18 protein-coding genes are annotated in these 20,862 nt (G+C 63.7%); 11 read left to right on the plus strand and 7 right to left on the minus strand.

Annotated features, from left to right (window positions below; all coding sequences use genetic code 11):
- The first annotated feature begins 1 nt into the window (after position 1).
- The 4 genes from KUL25_RS01665 (at position 2) to KUL25_RS01680 (ending at position 6,690) form a co-directional block, all read left to right on the plus strand.
- Positions 2-4,447: a baseplate multidomain protein megatron gene (locus tag KUL25_RS01665; protein WP_257891332.1), complete on the plus strand. Its 4,446-nt coding sequence runs from the start codon at positions 2-4 to the stop codon at positions 4,445-4,447.
- Positions 4,440-5,147 carry a DUF2793 domain-containing protein gene (locus KUL25_RS01670; RefSeq protein ID WP_257891333.1) on the plus strand — a complete coding sequence of 236 codons (708 nt, stop codon included), beginning with the start codon at positions 4,440-4,442 and terminating at the stop codon, positions 5,145-5,147. The genes KUL25_RS01665 and KUL25_RS01670 overlap by 8 nt, the downstream gene beginning before the upstream one ends.
- Positions 5,148-5,238: 91 nt before the next feature.
- Positions 5,239-6,057: a serine O-acetyltransferase gene (gene cysE, locus KUL25_RS01675; protein WP_257891334.1), complete on the plus strand. Its 819-nt coding sequence runs from the start codon at positions 5,239-5,241 to the stop codon at positions 6,055-6,057.
- Between the two features lie 207 nt (positions 6,058-6,264).
- Positions 6,265-6,690: a hypothetical protein gene (locus KUL25_RS01680; protein ID WP_257891335.1), complete on the plus strand. Its 426-nt coding sequence runs from the start codon at positions 6,265-6,267 to the stop codon at positions 6,688-6,690.
- Between the two features lie 36 nt (positions 6,691-6,726).
- Here the strand turns inward: KUL25_RS01680 and KUL25_RS01685 are convergent, their stop codons facing one another.
- The 4 genes from KUL25_RS01685 to irrA form a co-directional block, all read right to left on the minus strand.
- Positions 6,727-7,413, minus strand: coding sequence for a hypothetical protein (locus KUL25_RS01685; RefSeq protein WP_257891336.1), 687 nt, complete (start codon positions 7,411-7,413; stop codon positions 6,727-6,729).
- Positions 7,414-7,615: 202 nt separating this feature from the next.
- Positions 7,616-9,433, minus strand: a complete 1,818-nt coding sequence (gene typA, locus KUL25_RS01690; protein ID WP_257891337.1) for a translational GTPase TypA — start codon at positions 9,431-9,433, stop codon at positions 7,616-7,618.
- A gap of 97 nt (positions 9,434-9,530) precedes the next feature.
- Complete coding sequence (locus KUL25_RS01695; RefSeq protein ID WP_257891338.1) at positions 9,531-10,676, minus strand: sensor histidine kinase; 1,146 nt, start codon at positions 10,674-10,676, stop codon at positions 9,531-9,533.
- An 8-nt stretch (positions 10,677-10,684) separates the two neighbouring features.
- On the minus strand, positions 10,685-11,104 hold the full coding sequence (gene irrA, locus KUL25_RS01700; protein WP_257891339.1) for an iron response transcriptional regulator IrrA: 420 nt from the start codon (positions 11,102-11,104) through the stop codon (positions 10,685-10,687).
- 247 nt (positions 11,105-11,351) lie between these two features.
- Between irrA and fabA the strand changes: the two genes are divergently transcribed.
- The 7 genes from fabA (at position 11,352) to KUL25_RS01735 (ending at position 17,333) form a co-directional block, all read left to right on the plus strand.
- Complete coding sequence (gene fabA, locus KUL25_RS01705) at positions 11,352-11,861, plus strand: bifunctional 3-hydroxydecanoyl-ACP dehydratase/trans-2-decenoyl-ACP isomerase (RefSeq protein WP_257894807.1); 510 nt, start codon at positions 11,352-11,354, stop codon at positions 11,859-11,861.
- Complete coding sequence (locus KUL25_RS01710) at positions 11,861-12,535, plus strand: M50 family metallopeptidase (protein WP_257891340.1); 675 nt, start codon at positions 11,861-11,863, stop codon at positions 12,533-12,535. Before fabA ends, KUL25_RS01710 begins: the two co-directional genes overlap by 1 nt.
- Before the next feature lie 93 nt (positions 12,536-12,628).
- The gene (locus KUL25_RS01715) at positions 12,629-13,858 is read left to right on the plus strand and encodes a beta-ketoacyl-ACP synthase II (protein WP_257891341.1); all 1,230 of its coding nucleotides are present in this window, start codon (positions 12,629-12,631) and stop codon (positions 13,856-13,858) included.
- 9 nt (positions 13,859-13,867) lie between these two features.
- Positions 13,868-14,656: an enoyl-ACP reductase FabI gene (locus KUL25_RS01720; protein WP_257891342.1), complete on the plus strand. Its 789-nt coding sequence runs from the start codon at positions 13,868-13,870 to the stop codon at positions 14,654-14,656.
- 171 nt (positions 14,657-14,827) lie between these two features.
- Positions 14,828-15,514: a haloacid dehalogenase type II gene (locus KUL25_RS01725; protein WP_257891343.1), complete on the plus strand. Its 687-nt coding sequence runs from the start codon at positions 14,828-14,830 to the stop codon at positions 15,512-15,514.
- Complete coding sequence (locus KUL25_RS01730; RefSeq protein WP_257891344.1) at positions 15,514-16,347, plus strand: alpha/beta fold hydrolase; 834 nt, start codon at positions 15,514-15,516, stop codon at positions 16,345-16,347. Before KUL25_RS01725 ends, KUL25_RS01730 begins: the two co-directional genes overlap by 1 nt.
- Positions 16,344-17,333: a threonine ammonia-lyase gene (locus KUL25_RS01735; protein ID WP_257891345.1), complete on the plus strand. Its 990-nt coding sequence runs from the start codon at positions 16,344-16,346 to the stop codon at positions 17,331-17,333. The genes KUL25_RS01730 and KUL25_RS01735 overlap by 4 nt, the downstream gene beginning before the upstream one ends.
- Here KUL25_RS01735 and KUL25_RS01740 read toward each other — a convergent pair.
- From KUL25_RS01740 to pcaD, 3 genes are all read right to left on the minus strand, one after another.
- Positions 17,330-18,571, minus strand: coding sequence for a TCR/Tet family MFS transporter (locus tag KUL25_RS01740; protein WP_257891346.1), 1,242 nt, complete (start codon positions 18,569-18,571; stop codon positions 17,330-17,332). The genes KUL25_RS01735 and KUL25_RS01740 overlap by 4 nt on opposite strands.
- A 154-nt stretch (positions 18,572-18,725) precedes the next feature.
- On the minus strand, positions 18,726-20,039 hold the full coding sequence (locus KUL25_RS01745; RefSeq protein ID WP_257891347.1) for a lyase family protein: 1,314 nt from the start codon (positions 20,037-20,039) through the stop codon (positions 18,726-18,728).
- Positions 20,036-20,827, minus strand: coding sequence for a 3-oxoadipate enol-lactonase (pcaD, locus tag KUL25_RS01750; RefSeq protein WP_257891348.1), 792 nt, complete (start codon positions 20,825-20,827; stop codon positions 20,036-20,038). The genes KUL25_RS01745 and pcaD overlap by 4 nt, the downstream gene beginning before the upstream one ends.
- Positions 20,828-20,862 lie beyond the last annotated feature (35 nt).

A 20,862-nucleotide genomic window follows, 5' to 3' on the forward strand; every position in this document is an offset into this window, starting at 1 on the left:
TATGGCAACCCTTCTCCTTTCAGCAGCCGGCGCCGCAGTGGGCGGCCTGATCCAGGCTCCGATTCTGGGCATGACCGGCGCTGTCCTGGGTCGCGCGGTGGGTGCGACCATCGGGCGGGTCATCGACCAGCGCCTCATGGGCACCGGCTCGGACCCGATCGAGGTGGGCCAGACGGATCGTCTTCGGATCACCGGCGCGGGCGAAGGTGCGCCGATTGCGCAGCTTTATGGGCGTATGCGTTTGGGTGGCCACGTCATCTGGGCGACGCAGTTCCAGGAGCGCGCCAACACAAGCGGCAGCGGTAAGGGCGCGCCGCCGCAGCCGCAAACCACGACCTATTCCTATAGCGTCAGCCTTGCCGTCGCCCTGTGCGAGGGCGAGATTTCACGCGTGGGCCGGATCTGGGCGGACGGGGTCGAGATCGACCGTGAAGCGATGACGTGGCGGCTTTACAAGGGCACGAAAAACCAGATGCCCGACCCCCTGCTTGAGGCCGTGGAAGGCGATGGCGCCGTGCCTGCCTATCGGGGCACCGCCTATATCGTCTTCGAGGATCTCGATCTGTCGCCATACGGCAATCGCGTGCCGCAGTTTGCCTTTGAGGTAGTGCGCCCTGCGCAGCCCGAGGTCCCCCATGTCCCGAGCGCGGCGGAATCTGTTCGGGCTGTCGCCTTGATGCCGGGCACGGGCGAATATGCACTGGCCACGACGCCGGTCAGCCGCCGCGTGGGGTTGGCTTCGGGCTCTTCCAGCAACGTGAGCGCGGAGGGGGGCGTCACCGATTTTGCTCAATCCCTTGGGCATTTGCGGGACACGCTGCCCAATCTCGAGTCAGTCTCGTTAATCTACTCCTGGTTCGGCGATGACCTGCGGGCCGGCCAGTGCATTGTGCGTCCGAAAGTCGAGCAGAGGGATTATGACGGCTTGGAGATGGCGTGGCGTGCGGGCGGGATCAACCGCCAGATGGCCGAAGAGATCGCGCAGGTCGACGGACGCCCGGTCTATGGCGGGACGCCTGCGGATGGCTCGGTGCTGGAGGCGATCGAGGCGATTCACGCGGGCGGCCAAGAGGTCACTTTTTATCCGTTTCTGTTGATGGAGATGTTGGAAGGCAACGGCCTTCCGGACCCCTACGGCGGAGCGGAACAGGTCGCTTTGCCGTGGCGTGGGCGGATCACCGGCGAGCTGGCGCCGGGACAGGTGGGATCGCCGGACGGGACGGCGGCCAACCGCCTTGCGGTGGAAGCCTTCTTTGGGACCGCCACCGCGTCTGATTTCAGCACCGGTCTTGCGGGCGTCCAATACAGTGGCCCCCAGGAATGGAGCTACAGCCGCTTCATTTTGCACTGCGCCGCCTTGTGCGCACAGGCGGGCGGAGTGGAGGCGTTCTGCATCGGTTCCGAAATGCGCGGACTGACGCAGATGCGCGACGATCAAGGCTTCCCGGCGGTGGAGGCCTATATCGCACTGGCCGCCGAAGTGCGCGCGTTGCTGCCCGACGCCAAGATCACTTATGCCGCTGATTGGTCGGAGTATTTTGGCTATCACCCGCAAGATGGCTCGGGCGATGTCTTCTTCCACCTTGATGCGCTTTGGGGGGACGACAACATCGATATGATCGCCATCGACAACTACATGCCGATAAGCGATTGGCGCGATGGGACGGAACATCTGGATTACGAGAAAGGGCCGATCCACGCACTTGATTATCTGAAGTCCGCCGTCGAAGGCGGCGAGGGGTATGACTGGTACTACACAGGCCCCGAGGCCGAAGCGGCGCAGCGGCGTGAGTCGATCACCGACGGCATGGATGAGCCGTGGATCTTCCGCTTCAAGGATCTGCGCAATTGGTGGGATCAGCCCCATTCCAACCGCATCGACGGAGTTCGTATACGCGACTTGCCGATCCTGGGAGAGCCCGCTTTCGAAGCCAAAGGGTGGGCCTCTGGGTATTGGGTACGGCTGTTCAACCACAAGATCTCGGTCCTCGCGGGGATGGATCCGATTACTTATTATGGCTCGGCCACCGTGCAGACTCTGCCGACCGAGGGCGATGTGCTGCAGGTTTCGGGCTCGTACCTGACGGCGTCCGAGCGGGGCTACCGCCCGATCGTGCCGGGGCAGGAGGTGCGCGTCACGATCCGGATGCGTCTATTGGCGGAACCTGACGATGGGCAACCTCATCAGACCAACGTTTACCTGGCGTTCAACCGCGCAAACGGCAATCCGGGTGGTGCACATCTGCTGATTACGGCGGCTGGACAGACGGTGGCGGATGGTTGGGTAGAGCACACCGCCACGGTCGTGCCGGAAGACATGGTCGGTGTCGGCTCGGTTTGGCCGGACTCGATCCATTGGCGATTGATGCTGGCCCTGAACGGGCCGACCAGCGGTTCGCCCGATGGGGCGATCATTCAGGTCTCGGAAGTCAATGTGTCGGTCGAGAACGGCTACACCGATTGGGTGCCACGGTCCAAACCGATCTGGTTCACCGAGTTCGGCTGCGCGGCGATCGACAAGGGCACCAACCAGCCCAACCGTTTCCTTGATCCCAAATCATCCGAGAGCGGCATCCCCAAGTACTCAAACGGGCGCCGCGATGATCTGATCCAGGCACAATACCTGCGCGCCATCATGGATTACTGGGCGGAGGAGGGACGAAACCCACAATCCGATCAATATGATGGGCCGATGCTGGACATGGGCCGCGCCCATGCCTGGGCGTGGGATGCGCGGGTTTGGCCGACGTTCCCCAATGACCGGGAGCGCTGGAGCGATGGCGTGAACTGGGCACGGGGGCATTGGTTGACGGGCCGATTGGATGCGCAGCCGTTGGACCTTGTGGTTGCGGAAATCTGCGAAGAGGCGGGCGTGACGAACTACGACGTCTCGGGGCTTTACGGGTTGGTTCGGGGTCATGTCTCGGCCCAGACGCAAAGCGCACGGGCACGGTTGCAACCGCTGATGCTGGCCTATGGTTTCCACGCCGTTGAGCGTGACGGCAAGATTGTCTTCCTGCCCGTGCCCGAACACCCTCAACACGTGATTTCCGCACCGTTGACGGCGCGTGACGACGATGGAGAGGGCGGCTTCACCCATGTCCGCGCGCCAGAGGCCGAGACGGTCGGTCGCCTGCGCATCGGCTATACCGAGGCAGAGGGCGCCTATGACGACAAGGTGGCCGAGGCGATTTTCCCCGGCGATGGGGCAGATCAGGTCAACGACGTTGACCTGCCGCTGGCGTTGACGACCGCCGAAGGGCAGGGCATGGCAGAGCGTTGGCTGGCGGAGGGCCGTGTAGCGCAAGACACACTGCGCTTTGCGCTGCCGCCGTCCGAGCGCGTAGTAGGTGCGGGCGCCTTGATCGCCACGGAAGACGGCCACACCTGGCGGGTGGATCGTGTAGAAGATCGGGGCTTTCGGCAGATGGAGGCGGTGCGGGTCGAACCTTCGGCCGCGATCCCGTCGGACGAGGTGGAAGAGGTGGCGAGTTTCGAGGCTTTCGTGCCGCCCTTGCCGGTGACGCCGATCTTCCTCGACCTACCACTTTTGACCGGAGATGAGGTCGAACACGCGCCGCATCTGGCCGTTGCCGCAGATCCTTGGCCGGGTTCCGCCGCCGTCTATTCGGCGCCATCGGCAAATGGTTTCACGCTCAACAAATTGGTGAAGCAACCGGCGATCGTGGGCACGCTTTTGCAGCCGATGTTCGCGCAGGCGCCGGGCGTGTGGGACCGCTCAGGTGCGGTGCAGATCCGCTTGGAAACGGGGAGCTTGTCCTCGGCAGAGGTCGCCTCGGTTCTAGCGGGGGCAAATGTGGCTGCCATCGGATCGGGCGAGGATGACGTCTGGGAGGTGATGCAGTTCGCGCAAGCCACTCTGGTCGGCCCGGACACCTGGGAGATCGGCCTGAGGTTGCGGGGCCAGCAGGGCACGGACGCGGTTATGCCGGATGTCTGGCCCGTGGGGAGCGTGTTCGTGCTTCTGAATGGGGCTGTCGGGCAGGTGGAACTGGCCAGCTCTGCCCGCGGGTTGGAGCGCTATTGGCGCGTGGGTCCCGCCCGCCGGTCTGTCGATGATGCCAGCTACACGGAAAAGGTTGTGGCGTTTCATGGTATTGGCCTGAGGCCCTACAGCCCGGTGCACTTGCGCGCGCCCCGCAACGGCGCGGGCCGTGACGTCAGCTGGATCCGCCGCTCGCGGATCGACGCGGATACGTGGGACGGCACCGACGTGCCGCTGGGCGAGGCGTCCGAGCAGTACATTCTACGCGTCACGGACGCCACGACGATCCGCCGGGAAGAGGTGCTGAGCGCGCCGACTTTCACCTACACCGACGCGATGCGCGCCAGCGATGGCACGCTTCCAGACTACTCCATCGAGGTTGCTCAAGTCTCCGAACGGTTCGGGGCGGGGCCCATTGCAAGGATTCAGATCAATGACTGACACACCCGAACTGGCCCTGCCGCTGCTGGCGCCCGCACAAGCACAAAAGCATGTCACCGTGAACGAGGCGCTGGTGCGCCTGGACGGGTTGGCGCAATTGCGCCTGCAATCGGTGACGCAAACCACGCCGCCAGCCGCCTTGGACGGCTTCGCCTACGGGGTGCCCTCGGGTGCGGTGAATGCCTGGGCAGGGCAGGAGGGCTCGGTCGCCATCGCGTCGGGCGGGGGCTGGGTTTTCGTGCCCGCGCAACGCGGCTGGCGTGCAGTGGTTCTGGACGCCGGATCGCTGGCGATTTTCGACGGGGCAGCATGGCGGATCGGGGCGCAGACGTTGACGCCGGGCGGCGCCTCGGTCGCGCTGACGTCGGCCGAGTTCGATGTGCCCCTGACCGCCGGCACAAGCGTAACCACGCCGGTGCTTTTCCCTGCGCGTGCAATTGCTTACGGGATCACCGGGCGCGTAACCTCGGCCATCACTGGCGCGGCCACGACGTGGGACATCGGTGTGACCGGTGATTTGCAGCGCTATGGCGCAGGCCTTGGGGTGGCGTTGAATTCCTGGGTCAGCGGGCCGGCCGCGCCGCAGGTCTATTGGGCACCTAGCGCACTGGAAATCACGGCCCAGGGCGGAAACTTCGCGGGCGGCTCGATCCGCCTTGTCGCCCATTACGCGACGCTGGCGTTGCCGGATCCTGTGTAAGTTGAGCTGACAGTCTACACATTTCGTTGCATGGACCTTTGCGGTGCTCTCACCTATTCTGAGGAGAACAGCATCGCAAAGGAGGCGGCCCATGGCGCGCACCCAAAAACATGTCAGCGAAGTCGATCCGGTCTGGCGCCGGATCACGGAAGAGGCGCAGGCGGCCGTCGATTCCGAGCCATTGCTCGGGGGGCTGGTTCACGCCTGCGTCCTTCACCACCCCTCCCTTGAAAATGCGCTGGCTTACCGCGTCGCGCAAAAACTGGCATCCTCCGAGATGTCCGAGCAGCTTCTGCGCGAGATTGCGGATGAGGCATTCGCCTTGGATCTGCGGCTTGGGGCGCAGGCGCGCGCGGATATCGTGGCGGTCTTCGATCGCGATCCCGCCTGCCACCGGTTCTTGCAACCCTTGATGTTTTTCAAGGGTTTCCAGGCGATTACGGCTTACCGCGTCGGCCACTACCTGTGGCGCGAGGGGCGCAAGGACCTGGCCTATTTCATCCAGATGCGTGTGTCCGAAGTCTTTGGCGTCGATATCCACCCCGCGGCTCGCGTGGGCCAGGGCATCATGATCGATCACGCCCATTCCATCGTGATCGGAGAGACAGCCGTCGTGGGCGACAATGTTTCCATGCTGCATTCCGTCACTTTGGGCGGCACCGGCAAGGAAGAGGAAGACCGCCATCCCAAGATCGGAGATGGCGTGTTGATCGGGGCAGGGGCGAAGGTCTTGGGCAACATCGAGGTTGGCCATTGTTCGCGCATTGCCGCGGGGTCGGTTGTTCTGCATCCCGTACCGCCGATGAAGACCGTGGCAGGCGTGCCCGCCAAGATCGTGGGCGAGGCGGGCTGTGATCAGCCGTCGCTGGCGATGGATCACCTGTTTGGCGGACCCGCAACGGGGCTCTGACCCCTTAACGCTATTTACTTTTCTCAGAAGCCCCCCGTCGGTTCCACCGGCGGGGGCTTTTTGCGTTTGGTCGGGCGCGCAGAGCGGGGGAATTCCGCACCAGGCTTCCCCGAAAACGGCGCGTTTTCCTGACTGCACGCTAGGGGTTTGTGGGGCTAGTTATCGGCCATTCACACGACCCTTTCATTTCTAATTTGGATATTTCTTATGACCCTTTTTGTGAACCAAACCAAATCCTACACGCTGACCGTTTCGTCGGAGACCGGTGAAGTGAAGATCCTTCTGGCCGATGACCTGAAAGAGCGGCTGAAGGAAATGGCAGCCGACGCCGACACGAACGCCGATATGGTTGCGGGTCTGCTGGACGCGATGGGCGATGACGCCGCTGAATACCTTGCCGTGGCGGGTGACTTGGCGGGCATTGGCGGCACTTTGGCCGATACCCTGGCCAAAGGCGGCACGGATGCGGTGATCGAAGCCATTGCAGATATGAAAGGCGACGCATTCGAGGGAAGCAAAGGTGTGCGGGACCGCGCGGCGGACAGCAGCTTGTTCAGCGAATTTGCGGATCTGGTTGCCGAGCGTGATCAGGACCGTCGGCAGCGAATGCTTGCTTTCGTCAGGGCGGCATGACGCCTTCTGAAGCGCTCTGCTCCCTCCCAACGGCACTTAGGGGCGTTCGTAATCCAGTAGCACCTGCGCGCTTGCGATCTGTCCGATGAAGGCGCAGGGATCATCGCGTTCTGTCAGATGTTGCCATGCGCGACGCGCGAACAGATCAGGTGCCATCATCAGGATGATGGGGTTGAGGGTATCGCGGGAGACCGGCCCATCGACGGGATCGACAGCTTCAAACGCCGCGATATCGGCCGCCGGTATGAACCGGCCCTGCATGGTATAGGCGATGTATTCCTGACGTACGATGCAATTGTCGAACGGGCAGGGCAGTGATTGCAGCGCGACATGGGCCAACTCGTGTCGGATGACGCTTTCGAAAAACGCCTCGGGCGATACCGGCGAGAAAGCACCGGAGCGTCCGTGCGCCAAGCGGGTCGCGTAGGCATCGGGGTGCTCGATCTCGATGCGCTGATCTCCGCAATGAAAGATACCGAGGCATTCATCAGGAAGCATGTCCACCAATTCGAAAAGCACGGGGCCTTTGACGTCGAGATTGCAGGTCGCCAATTGCGCGGCCGTACGTGTGGCGATTTCGCAGATCTGATCGGCGACGTCATCCGCGCCAAGTGTTTGGAAACGCGCATCTGGGCAGGCCACAGGATCCGCATTTCCCGGCGCAGAGACCACGATCACCAGCGCCAGGCCAAAACCAGCGCGTCCCGGGTACGTCTTCGACATCGCCAAACCCTGTGTAAGGGCCGAACGGAAGTCTAGCCCGTCAAAGAAGCCTGACTGTTTCGCCCCTGAGGGCCAAGACAACGGAAATTCGGGTAATTCGCGCCGGGTGTTGAACCTTCGAAATACCCTAAGGTTTCTCTATCGTTACCGGCAGATTGATCGGGCGTGACATGTCTTGTCACGCCCGGTTCCATGGCGTGGCTCAGCCCGCGCGCGAGGCGCGCTTGCGCTCATGCGGGTCGAGGTGGCGTTTGCGCAGGCGGATGGCGTTGGGGGTCACTTCGACCAACTCGTCATCATCGATATAGGCGATGGCTTGCTCCAGCGACATGGTGACGGGGGTGGTCAGTTTGACCGCTTCGTCGGTGCCCGATGCGCGCACGTTGGTCAGCTTCTTGCCCTTCAAGGGGTTCACTTCCAGATCGTTGTCGCGGCTATGCTCACCGATAATCATGCCGGTATAGACAGGCGCCTGCGCGCCGATGAACATCTTGCCGCGATCCTCCAGGTTCCACAGGGCAAACGCCACCGAGGTGCCGTTTTCCATCGAGATCAGAACCCCTTGGCGACGCCCTTCCATCGGGCCCTTGAACGGCGCCCATTCGTGGAACACGCGGTTCAGCACGCCGGTGCCGCGTGTATCGGTGAGGAATTCGCCGTGGTAGCCGATCAGGCCGCGCGACGGGACATGGGCAATGATGCGGGTCTTGCCCGCGCCTGCCGGCTTCATCTCGGCCAGGTCGCCTTTACGCGGTCCGGTGATCTTCTCGATCACGGCGCCGGTATATTCATCATCCACATCGATCGTGACTTCTTCCACCGGCTCGTGGCGCACATCATCGATGTCGCGGAAGAGAACCTGCGGGCGGGAGATGCTGAGTTCAAATCCCTCGCGGCGCATGTTCTCGATCAGGACGCCCATCTGGAGTTCGCCGCGACCGGCAACCTCGAAGGCCTCACCGCCGGGCGTGTCGCTGATCTTGATGGCGACGTTTGATTCCGCCTCTTTCATCAGGCGCTCACGGATCACGCGCGATTGCACCTTCTTGCCGTCACGACCTGCCAAGGGTGAGTCGTTGATGCCGAAGGTGACAGTAATGGTAGGCGGATCAATGGGTTGCGCGTGAAGCGGCTCATCCACGGCCAGCGCACAGATGGTGTCGGCCACGGTGGATTTCGTCATCCCCGCGAGGGACACGATGTCGCCTGCCAGCGCTTCGTCGATGTCCTGCTGTGCCAGACCCCGGAAGGCCTGGATGCGGGTGACGCGGAACTGTTCGATCTTCTCGCCAAGACGCGACAGCGTCTGCACCGTCTGGCCCACCTTCAGGCGGCCGGACTCGACCCGGCCTGTCAAAAGGCGACCGACGAAGGCGTCGGCACCAAGGGTCGTGGCGAGCATGCGGAAATCGTCGTCCTGGTGGTGGATCTGCTTGGGCGTGGGCACATGCCGCACGATCAGATTGAACAGCGCGTCCAGATGTTTGCGCGGCCCGTCCAGCTCATGATCCGCCCATCCATTGCGGCCCGAGGCGTACATATGGGGGAAATCCAGTTGGTCTTCGTTGGCGTCGAGGCTGGAGAAGAGGTCGAAGACTTCGTCCAGCGCGCGGTCGGGTTCAGCGTCGGGCTTGTCGACCTTGTTGAGCACCACGATGGGGCGCAGGCCAAGGGCCAACGCCTTGGACAGGACGAATTTCGTCTGGGGCATCGGGCCCTCTGCGGCATCGACCAGCAGGACAACGCCATCGACCATGGACAGGATGCGCTCGACCTCGCCGCCGAAATCGGCGTGGCCGGGGGTGTCGACGATGTTGATCCGCGTGCCTTTCCACTCCAGCGAGGTCGGCTTGGCGAAGATCGTGATGCCGCGCTCGCGCTCCAGATCGTTGCTGTCCATGGCGCGTTCGGCCACGGCCTGGTTTTCGCGGAAGGCACCGGATTGCTTGAGAAGCTCGTCCACGAGGGTGGTCTTGCCGTGGTCAACGTGCGCGATGATCGCGATATTACGGAGGTCCATTGGAATGGCCTTTATACGGGTATGGGATCGGGTTGTTATGTAGGGTTTGTGGGGCGCTTAGGGGGTTTTCCCCCAAATGGCCAGCGCAATTCCGGTTTCAGTCGCTGGCGTGGAACCGCAACGTGGCGTGATATCCCGACGTGTCGACCTGTGTCGAAATCTCACCGTCCAATTGTTGGGCCAGCATCGCGATGATGGTGTTGCCCAACCCGCTGCCCTGTACCTCTGACACCGCGGCGGAGCCCGCCCCGTTGTCGCGCAGCGCGACGGACAGCGCGCCATTCTGGGCGCGGTCGATCGACAAGGTCAGCTGACCCGGCGTGCCGTCTGGAAAGCCATGTTTCACGGCGTTCGCCGCGAGTTCCGCCACGATCAGCCCCACAGACCCTGCCTCTTTCGACGAGACGGTCGCATCGCCGCAATCGGCAGCGACCGTCAGCGTCAGGGACGGAGGCAAGCTGCGGCGCAACAGATCCGCGACCGATGTCAGGTAGTCTGACAGCGTGATCCGCTCTTCCGCGCTGATCTCGTAGAGCGCGCGGTGCAGATCTGCGATCACCTCGACGCGCTGAACCATCAGCGTCATGGCGTCGCGCGCCTGCTCATCCTCCAACCGGCGGGCGTGGATCCGGGCCAGCGAAGCCACCGATTGCAGAGAGTTCTTGACGCGGTGGTCGACTTCCTGCCGCAAGACCTCGGCCTGACGCAGGGATTGCCGCAGGTCCAGCTGACGCATGACCTGCCGCGCCATCACCTTCAAGCTTTCGCGTTGAAGTTCATCCAGCACACGCGGGTGGCTATCGAGCACACACAGCGTGCCCAGGGGCAGGCCATCGGCGGTTTTCAACAAGGCGCCCGCATAAAAGCGCAGGTTCGGCGCGCCCAGGCACAGCGGGTTCGTGGCCATGCGCGGATCTTCAAGGGTGTCGGGAATTTCCATGTAGTCATCGAGCAAGATCGCATGGGCGCAGATCGATTCGTCCAGCGGCAGTTCGCGCGTGCCAAGGCCCACTTCCGCCTTGAACCATTGCCTGTTGGTGTCGATGAAATTGACCACGGCGAAGGGGACATCGCAGATCTTGGCGATCAACTCGACGATCTCGTCGAAATCGGCCTCGCGTTCGGTATCAAGGATACGGCTGTTGTGCAGCGCTTTCACGCGCTTGTCGTTGTCGGGGTGCGGCGCCGCCACGTAGTCCTTTTGCGTCCCGTCGGCCACCTGCTTTTCCCCCGCGTTGGCCATCGGGGGTGTCAGGACGTTTTGCGCAAGCGGATAACGACGTCGACCTTTGCGACCTCATAGCCTTCGGGGACGTCGGGCAGGGATTTGATCTGCAATTCGGCTGACGGCGCATCGGTCAACGTGCCACAGCCTTCAAGGTAGAAATGCGGATGGTCGTCGACACGGGTATCGAAATAGCTGCGGTTGCCATCAACCGTGACTTCCTGCATCAGCCCCGCGTCGCAAAACGCGCGCAGGGTGTTGTAGACCGTCGCCAGGGATACCTTGTCACCGGTTCCCAGCACGGCCTCGTGCAGACCTTCCGCCGTGACGTGGCGGTTCTGACCATCGCCCACAAGTAACGACGCCAGCGCAAGGCGTTGGCGGGTGGGGCGCAGTTCTGCTTTTCCAAGCCAAGATTGCGAGCGTTCGAGGGCTTCGGGGGTCATGGGTCCCGGGGCTTTCTATTAGGTCTGCGTCTTATATATGGCTTTTTGCGAGCGCTTTGCAAATGTCGAAGTGTGTCGCGGCGTGCTTCGCGCACTTTGCGGCGAGCTTCGTGCACTTTGATGCATAAGGCGGTGCCCTTGCGCCGGAAAAGGCGCGGATGCCCGTGCCCTTGCGCCGGAAAAGGCGCGGATGATAGACGGGATGCAAGCCGTGCGCGGCACCAGACAAGACGAGCAGGGGGCTGACATGTCCGAGTATCCAACAAGTTTCGACCGTGAAGACCTGCTGCGCTGTGCGCGCGGCGAGCTGTTTGGCGAGGGCAACGCGCAACTGCCCGAGCCGCCAATGCTTATGATGGACCGGATTACCGACATCTCGGGCGATGGTGGCGAACATGGCAAGGGCCATGTTGTGGCCGAATTCGACATCAAGCCGGACGCTTGGTTTTTCGAGTGTCACTTCCCCGGCAACCCGATCATGCCCGGCTGTCTGGGCCTTGACGGGTTGTGGCAGCTGACGGGCTTCAACCTTGGCTGGCGCGGCTGGCAAGGGCGCGGCTATGCGTTGGGCGTGGGCGAGGTGAAGCTCACCGGCATGGTCCGCCCCGACCGCAAGATGCTGACGTATTATGTGGACTTCACCAAGGCGATCCAGACGCGCCGCCTGACCATGGGTGTCGCCGATGGCCGGGTCGAGGCCGATGGCGAAGTCATCTACATGGTCAAGGACATGAAGGTCGCGTTGAGCGAGAGCTGATGGCCTTCCTGCGCGGCCATTGGCAGTTAATCGCGTTAACCGTCGTGGTCTTCGCCCTGTGGTCGACGCCTGTCGTCCTGCCCCTCAAACTGTTGGTCGTGTTCTTTCACGAGCTGTCCCACGGCCTTGCCGCGGTCCTGACAGGGGGCGCCATCGAGTCGATTTCCGTCAATTTCCAACAAGGCGGAGAGGCGTGGACGCGGGGCGGATCTCGGTTTGTCATTCTCACGGCCGGATACCTCGGGTCGCTGGCGATTGGGGCGGGGCTGCTGTTCACGGCACTCAGGGGGTGGGCTGACCGGGCGGTCTTGATGGGCTTGGGCGTGCTGATGCTGGTGGTGCTGGTGCTTTATGTCCGCGACATCCCGGCGGCGCTGATCTGCGGCGCGACGGGCGCGGCACTTCTGGCGGCGTCGCGGTTCCTTTCCGCGCCGATCTGCGATTTGATCCTGCGGGTCATTGGCCTGAGCTCTCTGATCTACGTCCCTTACGACATCTTCGACGACACGTTGCGCCGCGCCTCGCTGAACTCGGACGCGCGCATGCTGGCCGAGGAAATCGGGGGCACCACGATGATGTGGGGCGCCCTTTGGCTGGTGATCAGCCTTGCCGTGATTTTCTGGTGCCTGCGACGGGGTCTTGGGCGCGACAGCAACGTGAAGTTCGCACGCTAACGGGTTGCACGAGGCGGCGGCGACCGCCTAGATACCCCCGATACGTCAGTAACAGGAGCGCGCCATGCGTCGGGTCGGACCGGAGATTTGCACATGAGACGAGTCGTCGTGACGGGATTGGGCATCGTATCCCCCATTGGAAACAACGCCGCCGAAGTGACGGAAAGCCTGAAGGCAGGTCGCTCGGGGATCGAGGCGTCGCCGGTGATGGCCGAGCATGGCTTCCGCAGCCAGGTGGCGGGTACGCTGAAGATCGACGTGGCCGAGCATGTGGACAAGCGCGCCTTGCGGTTCATGGGGCCTGGGGCGGCCTATGCCCATATCGCCATGGGCCAGGCGATTGCCGACGCGGGGCTGGAGGAAGGTGACGTGGTGAACGAGCGCACGGGCCTGATCGCGGGATCGGGCGGGCCATCGACATCGGCCATGTTCGCGGCCCATCAGACGGTTCTGGAAAAAGGCTCTCCCAAGCGGATCGGGCCCTTCGCGGTGCCCAAGTGCATGTCCTCCACGATCAGTGCGAACCTTTCCACGGCCTACAAGATCAAGGGCATCAACTATTCGATCACCAGCGCCTGTTCGACGTCGCTGCACTGCATTGGATCGGCCGCCGAGCAGATCATGATGGGCAAGCAGGACGTCATGTTCGCGGGCGGGGCCGAGGAATTGGACTGGACGCTAAGCTGCCTGTTCGACGCGATGGGCGCGATGTCGTCCAAGTACAATGACACGCCGCAGCGTGCGTCGCGCGCGTTCGACGCGGATCGCGACGGGTTCGTGATCGGCGGCGGCGGGGCCATCCTTGTGCTGGAAGAGATGGAGCGCGCGGTGGCGCGCGGCGCGAAGATCTACGCGGAAGTGACCGGATTTGCGGCCACGTCCGACGGACACGACATGGTCGCGCCAAGCGGTGAGGGTGGCGAGCGGGCGATGCGCCTGGCAATGCAAACGCTGCCCGAGGGCCGCAAGGTCGGCTACATCAATGCCCACGGCACCTCGACGCCCGTCGGCGATGTGGGTGAGGTCGAGGCCGTGCGCCGGGTCTTCGGTCAAGGCAGCACACCGCCGATTTCTTCAACAAAATCAATGACCGGACATGCCCAAGGCGGTGCAGGCGCATTGGAGGCGACGTTCTGCCTTCTGATGCTGGACGGCGATTTCATTACCCCGTCGATCAACGTGGAAACCCTTGATCCGGCGCTGGACCCGGCAGAGATCGCGACCGCATTCAAGGCGGACGCGGGCCTCGATACCGTGATGACGAATTCCTTTGGTTTTGGCGGCACGAACGGCTCCATGCTGCTCAGCCGATTTGAGAAGTGAGACTCCGAAATGGCTGAATTGATGGCGGGAAAGCGGGGCCTGATCATGGGCGTCGCCAATGAGCGCTCGATCGCGTGGGGCATCGCCAAGGCGCTGCACGCGGAGGGGGCGGAACTGGCGTTCTCGTATCAGGGTGAGGCATTCGGCAAGCGGTTGCAGCCGCTGGCGGCATCGCTGGGGAGCACGGTGATGGTGGATGTGGACGTCAACAACGACGAGTCCATGGACACATGCTTTTCGACGCTGAAGGACGAATGGGGAAGCCTTGATTTCGTGGTTCACGCCATCGCCTATTCCGACAAGAACGAACTGACGGGGCGCTTCATCAATACCTCTCGGGCGAACTTCAAGAACTCGCTGACGATCAGCTGTTATTCTTTCATCGACGTGGCCAAACGGGCGTCCGAGCTGATGCCGAACGGGGGCACCTTGCTGACGCTGACCTATCAAGGGTCAAACCGGGTGACGCCGTTCTATAACGTGATGGGCGTCGCGAAAGCAGCGTTGGAATCCTCGGTCCGCTATCTGGCGAACGATTTGGGGCCGCAAGGGATCAGGGTAAACGCGATTTCACCGGGGCCGATGAAGACCTTGGCGGGGGCCGCCATCGGGGGCGCGCGCAAGACGTTCAAGACGACAGAGATGAACGCGCCGATGCGCGCGAATGCGACGCTGGAGGCGGTCGGCGGCACGGCGGTCTACCTGGCCTCGGACTACGGCGCGTGCACGACAGGTGAGATCGTGATGGTCGATGGCGGCTTCCATGTGTTGAGCATGGCGCAACCCGAAAACCTGTGATTCCAAGCAAATAGAGCGCCCAAGGGCGCATTCCTTTTATCAAGAAGGAAGGGGCGCTGCCCCTTATGCGCATCCTTTGGGATGCGCATACCCCGGAGTTTTTCGGGCAAGATGAAGGCCGTTGCGGAGGCCTTGGGGGCGTGGCAGGTTTCATGGGAAGAGGAGCTTTTCATGACCAGGATCACCACATGCATTTTCGATGCTTATGGCACGTTGTTCGATGTCGCGGCGGCGGCGCGGGAGTTGGCGGGACAGCCAGGGCGACAGGCCTTCGCGGAGGTTTGGATACAGGTGGCCAATGATTGGCGGCTCAAGCAGTTGCAGTATTCGTGGCTGCGGGCGGTGGCGCGGGATCATTGTGATTTCTGGAAAGTGACGGGGGATGGGCTGGACTGGGCGCTGGAGCGTGCAGGCTTGCAGGATGAAGAGCTGCGTGAAGCGTTATTGGGGCTTTACTGGAATTTGTCTGCTTATCCTGAAGTGCCGGACATGCTGGCGGCCTTGAAGGGCGCGGGGATGCAGACGGGGATCTTGTCCAATGGCTCGCCGGAGATGTTGAGCGGTGCCGTGGACAGCGCGGGGATCGGCGATGTTCTGGATGCGGTTTTGAGCGTCGAGGATGTGGGGGTCTTCAAGCCTGACGTGCGGGTCTATGACATGGTGGGGCAGCGGTTTGGCTGCGCGCCGGGTGACGTGTTGTTCGTCTCGGCCAACGGTTGGGACGCCTCTTTCGCGACGGCCTACGGGTTTGACACGTTGTGGGTGAACCGGGGCGGGGAGCCGATGGACCGGTTGAGCGGGAAGCCGCGACGAGAGGCACGGGATTTGACCGGCGTGCCAGAGTTGGCGGGCGTGTGATGGACTACGTGACGGCCGCAGACGGGATCCGGTTGGCCTACGACGATCAAGGGCAGGGTGTGGCGTTGTTGTGCCTGCCGGGATTGACGCGGAACATGGATGATTTCGAGCCGGTTCTGGCCCATTACCGTGACCGTGCGCGGGTCATTCGGATGGATTTTCGGGGGCGTGGAGCCTCGGACCACGCGAATTTCGCCACCTACACGCCGATGCAGGAGGCGCAGGATGTGGTGGCGTTGCTGGACCATCTGGGGTTGGACAAGGTTTGCGTTCTGGGCACGTCGCGGGGCGGTTTGGTGGCGCTGATGCTGGCGGTGATGGCGCGGCACCGGCTTTCGGGGGTGATTTTCAACGACATCGGACCGGAGGTCATGCCAGAGGGGCTTTCGGCGATCATGGACTATATCGGGCGCGCGCCAGCCTATAGCTCGTTGGTGGAAGCGGCAGCGGCATTGCCGGTGTTTTATGAAGGCGTTTTCCGAAATGTGCCGACGGCCACTTGGGCTGATTTCGCCCGCAGGGTCTGGCGAGAAGAGGGGGGGCGCTTGCATCTGCGCTATGACCCCAAGTTGCGCGATGCCGTGGCGCCCGCCTTTGCGCCAGAGTATGAGGCGCCCGATCTGTGGCCCTTGTTTGATGCGCTGGACGGCGCGCCCCTGGGGCTGATCCGGGGGGCGCAATCCAACATCCTGTCGGCTGAGACCGCCGCCGAGATGCGGCGGCGCCGTCCTGACATGGCCTTCGTGGAATTGGGCGACCGGGGCCATGTGCCCTTCCTTGATGAACCTGGCGCACGGGCCGTCATTGACGATGTCCTGGAGCGCTGTGCATGATCACGATCGATGACATCGAGGCTTCGGCCGCAAGGGCCCTGGGCGTGGTGCGGCGCACGCCGCTGTTGTCCTCGCCCTTCATTGACGAGATCGCGGGGCGGCCTGTGTTCCTCAAGGCCGAGGTGTTGCAGCACACGGGATCGTTCAAGTTTCGGGGCGGGTGGTCGGCGTTAACGGCGTTAACCGATGACCAACGCAAGCGCGGTGTGATCGCCTATTCCTCGGGCAACCATGCGCAGGGGGTGGCGCGTGCGGCGCAGATACTGGGTGTCTCGGCGGTAATCCTGATGCCTGCCGACGCGCCTGCGCTGAAGATCGAGAACACCCGTGCGATGGGCGCGGAAGTGGTGCTATATGATCGGGCGGGTGGCGAGGATCGGGTCGCGATCGGAACGCGGCTTGCCGATGCACGCGGGCTGACGTTGGTGAAGCCCTACGACGACGAAAACGTGATGGCGGGCCAGGGGACCTGTGGATTGGAGATTGCCGCGCAAGCCGGAGACGCGGGGATCAAGGAAGGAACGGTTCTCACCTGCTGCGGCGGCGGCGGTTTGACATCGGGCATTGCCACGGCCTTGGCGGCGAAAGCGCCGGGTTTGAAGGTGCGCCCGGTAGAGCCGGAGGGGTTCGACGACACGGCCCGTTCGTTGAAGGCAGGCAAGATCCTGTCCAACAGCGGCCCGGAGGTGGGGCTATGCGATGCCGTGCTGACGCCCGCGCCGGGGCAATTGACCTATCCTGTGATGCAGCGCCTTTGCGGTGCGGGCATTGCTGTCAGCGACGCGCAGGTCAAAGCCGCGATGCGGGTCGCGGCGAGCCGATTGAAGCTGGTGGTGGAACCCGGCGGCGCGGTCGCCTTGGCGGCGGCATTGTTCCATGGCGACGCGTTGGATGCCGAAGGCCCTGTCGGCCCGGTGATCGCGACATTGTCGGGCGGCAATGTGGACCCCGCGCTATTCGCCCGGATCTTGGCAGAGGCAGGCTAGGCGTCGCCATTTTGGGGTGCACTGGCCTCTTGCATCGTGCCCCCAGAGCGCCCGTGGAGGGTGGCGAAGATGGCGAAAGCCGCGCCCATGAGCACGGCGGCCAGCAGAAACGGCGCGCCGGGCAGCCATAGCGTAGCGCCCTCACGGGTGAACCAGAAGAACGCCTGCGTCATAATCAGCGGGCTCAGGATCATCGACAGGGATGAGATCGAGGCCAGAACGCCTTGCAGCTCACCTTGTTGATCGGCACCAGCGGCCTGGCTCATCACGCCTTGCATCGCGGGCGCCACAACCGCGCCCATGGCCGAGATCGGGATCAGCACCCAGATCATCCAGGCGTCCGACGCCAATCCATAACAGATGAGACAGACCGAGTTCAGAACCAGGCCCCAATAGACCGTACGCCGAAGGCCCAACCGGGGCAGGATCAGGCGGATGAGACCGGCCTGCACGACGGCGATGGCGACGCCGTAGACAGTAAGTGACAGGCCCACCATGCGGCTGGTCCAGCCGAAAGCCGCCTGGCCGTAGTAGGCCCAGATGGCCGGGTAGACGAAGTTGGCGATCTGGTAGGCCAGCATCACGACCAGCAAAAGCCGCACGCCGGGCAGGGCGCTGATCTGCATCAAGCCGCCCGCCGGGTTGGCACGGCGCCATTGAAACGGGCGGCGGCGGTTGCGGGGAAGGCTTTCGGGCAGGATGAAGTAGCCGAAGGCGAAGTTGGCTGCGGCAAGACAGGCGGCGGCGACAAAAGGCGCGCGCGGATCGATATCCCCCAAGAAGGCCGCAACGAGGGGCCCCAGGACAAATCCCATACCGAAGCCGGCCGAGATCAGGCCGAAGTTCTGGGCGCGTTTTTCAGGCGCGGTGATGTCGGCCATATAGGCCAGCGCCGTGGCATGGGTGCCTGCGGCGATGCCCGCGATGATGCGTCCGATGATCAGAAGCCAGATGGTGCCTGCAAGGCTCATGACGACGTAATCGGCGGATAGAACGGCGAGAGAGACCAGCAGGATCGGGCGGCGTCCGAAGCGATCGGACAGGTTGCCCAATGTGGGCGAGCAGAGGAACTGCATCACCGCGTAGGTCGAGGACAGCACGCCCCCCCAAAGCGCCGCGTTGGCAAGGTCCGCCCCCCGAACCTCGGTGATCAGGGCGGGCATGACGGGCAGTATCAGGCCGATGCCCATCGCATCGATGGTCACGGTGATCAGGATGAAGAGGGTGGGCAGGCGCATGGAGGGCAATCGTGCTTGGATGTGTCAAGCTAGATTGACAGTTGCAACGGCGCAAGAGGGGATGCGCCCCCCCCCTCGTCCTCTCGTGCCGATGGGGTTGGTGCCCTGCTGGCGGGGGCGACTGCCAGTGGTTCTGCCCCTCCTCGGGGCTGCGTCAGGCGAGGGCGCGGGCGGCCTTGACGAAGGCACGGGCCTCGGTCGGGGCTTGGCCCAGGCTTGCGGGCCCCGTAAGGGGCGGCAGCGGCGCGTCGGGGTGTGCTTCGGCCACCAAACTGGCAAGCGGGCGGCCAGTGGCGAGGGCCGCTTGCGTCAGGCGTTTTACCTCGGCGCTCGCATCGGGGCGGCGGAGGGTGGCTGTCAGGGCGAAGGAGAGCGCCTCGGCATGGATCAGGCCGAGAGGGTCGTTCAGGCGGTCGGCCATGGCGGCGGCATCGGGCGCGACACTGCGCGCCACATCCCCGGCCAGCGTGCTGGCGCGCGCCGCGGCAGCGACCAACGGCGGCAAGGTCAGCCATTCGGTGAACCAGCTTGCGCCATCGCGGGCTTCGCCGTGGGGTACAGACAGGACGGCGGCTTGGGCGGGGGCCATTCGCGACAGGGCGACGAGGGCCGAGGCCGCAACCGGGTTTTGCTTTTGGGGCATCGTGGAGGACGCCCCGGCACCGCCGATCCGTACCTCGCCCACGTCCGAACGGCTGAGGCGCAGGACATCTTCGCCGATCTTGCCCATTGCGACGCTGACGCCGGCAAGCCATTGCGCTAACTCGATAATACGTGATCGCTCGGTGTGCCACGAGTTCTGTGGATCGTTGAGGCCCAAGGCCTCGGCCAGCGCGCGGCGCAGGGCGACGGGGTCCGGGCCAAGTTGGCTGGCGGTGCCCGCTGCCCCGCCAAGCGACACGCACAGCGCATGCGCGCGCAGGTCTGGCAGGCGGTCGAGCAGGCGGATCACAGGCCAACCCCAGCTTGCCACCAGCGCGCCGAAGCTGCTGGGCACGGCCACTTGCCCATAGGTGCGGGCGGCCATTGGCGTCTCTGCATGGGCCTCGGCCAATTCGGTTAACGTCGTTAACAGGTTGCGCAGCCGCGCCTCCATCAGCACCAGAACCTGTCGCAGGCGCAGGCTTTGGGCCGTGTCCTGAATGTCTTGCGACGTCGTGCCCCAATGGAGGTAATGGGCGTGCTCCGGCGCTTCCAGCGCCTCGCGCATCGCATGCACAAGGCCGGGGATGGTGACGCCGTTCATGCCTGCAAGTCCCATGGGGTCGATCTGGATTTCCATCGTGGCGCGATGCAGGAACGCGCCGGACACTTCGGGGATCACCCCGGCAGCACCTTGCACCTTTGCCAAAGCGCCCAAAACCAGCATCATCGCGCGGACCTCAGCGCTGTCGGACAGCAGGCGCGCCACCTCCGGGTCGCCAAACAGATCGCGGTGGATCACACTGTCGAAAATGGAAGCGCTCATGGCAAGTGACCGATATCGTTCAGGAAAGCTGTGAGGTGGGTGGCATAGGCCTCGGGCTGTTCCACGCAGGGCAGATGCCCCGCGCCGCGCATCAACTCGAACCGGGACCCGGGGATCAGATCCGCCAACTCACGTACCAGGTCAGGGGGGGTGGCCCCGTCGCGGTCCCCCGCGATGACCAGCGCGGGCAGGCGCAGGGCGGCGGTCGTGCTGTAGAAATCGCTGCCCGCAATCGCGGCCGAGCAGCCCGCGTAGCCGTCCTCGGGACAGGTCTCTACCATCCGTTTCCACGGGGCCACGGCGGGGCTGTTGCGGAACGCGGGCGAGAACCAGCGCTCCATGATCGCGTCTGACATGGACGCCAAGCCACCAGCGCGCAGCGCGGCAATCCTCTCGTCCCACATCGCGCGCGTGCCGATCTTGGCCGCCGTGTTCGACAGGACCACCGCACGCACCAGGTCCAGCCGCTTCGCCGCCAGCCCTTGCGCGATCAGCCCGCCAATTGAAAGCCCAACGAAAAGGGCATCGCGCGCCTCCAGGGCATCCATCACCCTCTCGGCATCGCGCACCAGCGCGCCCATGCCGTAGGGCGGGGCGGGACAGGTCGACAACCCGTGGCCGCGCTTGTCATAGCGGATCAGCCGCAATCCCTTGGGCAATAGCGGCACGACCGGGTCCCAAAGGCGCAGATCCGTCCCCAGCGAGTTGCCGAACACCACCGCGGGGCCATCGTCGGGTCCATCGACCTGCACATGCAAGGCCACATCATCAAAGGTCAAAACATCCATGCCTGGGTTGTTCCCCGATCCGCGCGCCTTTCGCA

Source organism: Gymnodinialimonas phycosphaerae (assembly GCF_019195455.1).
GTDB classification, from domain to species: Bacteria; Pseudomonadota; Alphaproteobacteria; order Rhodobacterales; family Rhodobacteraceae; genus Gymnodinialimonas; species Gymnodinialimonas phycosphaerae.

Coding starts and splice junctions, on each gene's coding strand:
- KUL25_RS01665 (WP_257891332.1), top strand. CDS start 2: ATGGCAACCCTTCTCCTTTCAGCAGCCGGCGCCGCAGTGGGCGGCCTG.
- KUL25_RS01670 (WP_257891333.1), top strand. CDS start 4,440: ATGACTGACACACCCGAACTGGCCCTGCCGCTGCTGGCGCCCGCACAA.
- cysE (WP_257891334.1), top strand. CDS start 5,239: ATGGCGCGCACCCAAAAACATGTCAGCGAAGTCGATCCGGTCTGGCGC.
- KUL25_RS01680 (WP_257891335.1), top strand. CDS start 6,265: ATGACCCTTTTTGTGAACCAAACCAAATCCTACACGCTGACCGTTTCG.
- KUL25_RS01685 (WP_257891336.1), bottom strand. CDS start 7,413: ATGTCGAAGACGTACCCGGGACGCGCTGGTTTTGGCCTGGCGCTGGTG.
- typA (WP_257891337.1), bottom strand. CDS start 9,433: ATGGACCTCCGTAATATCGCGATCATCGCGCACGTTGACCACGGCAAG.
- KUL25_RS01695 (WP_257891338.1), bottom strand. CDS start 10,676: ATGGCCAACGCGGGGGAAAAGCAGGTGGCCGACGGGACGCAAAAGGAC.
- irrA (WP_257891339.1), bottom strand. CDS start 11,104: ATGACCCCCGAAGCCCTCGAACGCTCGCAATCTTGGCTTGGAAAAGCA.
- fabA (WP_257894807.1), top strand. CDS start 11,352: ATGTCCGAGTATCCAACAAGTTTCGACCGTGAAGACCTGCTGCGCTGT.
- KUL25_RS01710 (WP_257891340.1), top strand. CDS start 11,861: ATGGCCTTCCTGCGCGGCCATTGGCAGTTAATCGCGTTAACCGTCGTG.
- KUL25_RS01715 (WP_257891341.1), top strand. CDS start 12,629: ATGAGACGAGTCGTCGTGACGGGATTGGGCATCGTATCCCCCATTGGA.
- KUL25_RS01720 (WP_257891342.1), top strand. CDS start 13,868: ATGGCTGAATTGATGGCGGGAAAGCGGGGCCTGATCATGGGCGTCGCC.
- KUL25_RS01725 (WP_257891343.1), top strand. CDS start 14,828: ATGACCAGGATCACCACATGCATTTTCGATGCTTATGGCACGTTGTTC.
- KUL25_RS01730 (WP_257891344.1), top strand. CDS start 15,514: ATGGACTACGTGACGGCCGCAGACGGGATCCGGTTGGCCTACGACGAT.
- KUL25_RS01735 (WP_257891345.1), top strand. CDS start 16,344: ATGATCACGATCGATGACATCGAGGCTTCGGCCGCAAGGGCCCTGGGC.
- KUL25_RS01740 (WP_257891346.1), bottom strand. CDS start 18,571: ATGCGCCTGCCCACCCTCTTCATCCTGATCACCGTGACCATCGATGCG.
- KUL25_RS01745 (WP_257891347.1), bottom strand. CDS start 20,039: ATGAGCGCTTCCATTTTCGACAGTGTGATCCACCGCGATCTGTTTGGC.
- pcaD (WP_257891348.1), bottom strand. CDS start 20,827: ATGGATGTTTTGACCTTTGATGATGTGGCCTTGCATGTGCAGGTCGAT.